Source organism: Ruminococcus sp. MCC718 (assembly GCF_018783905.1).
Lineage (GTDB): Bacteria > Bacillota > Clostridia > Lachnospirales > Lachnospiraceae > Hominisplanchenecus > Hominisplanchenecus faecis.
On sequence record NZ_WQNP01000138.1, the window covers coordinates 322 to 621 of the forward strand.

Consider the following 300-nt stretch of genomic DNA (forward strand, 5'->3'; position numbering starts at 1 on the left):
CGTGGACAAGGAGGTGGACAAGAAACGGAGCGACTGGAAATTGTCTGTCCGCTGGGCATGGTTCATCGGGGAAAACAGAGAGCCGTTAAAGCTCACGACCAAACCCGAACCCTACACACTGGACAGAACCCTACGCTGGATTCAACGGCAGGTTGACCCGACACTCAAAATGCTGGAAACAATCACAGCGAAAACAGGGATTGATTATCTGAAAGAAATACGTAAATCCACGAAACTGACGGAAAAGCACTACAAGATAATCGAACAACAGACCACATCAACCGAAGATGTGATTTTAGA

1 protein-coding gene is annotated in these 300 nt (G+C 47.3%); it reads left to right on the top strand.

What is annotated here, in order from left to right; translation table 11 throughout:
* A partial coding sequence (locus tag GPK60_RS15410) for a replication initiation factor domain-containing protein (protein ID WP_252191392.1) occupies positions 1-300 on the top strand: 300 nt, incomplete at both ends.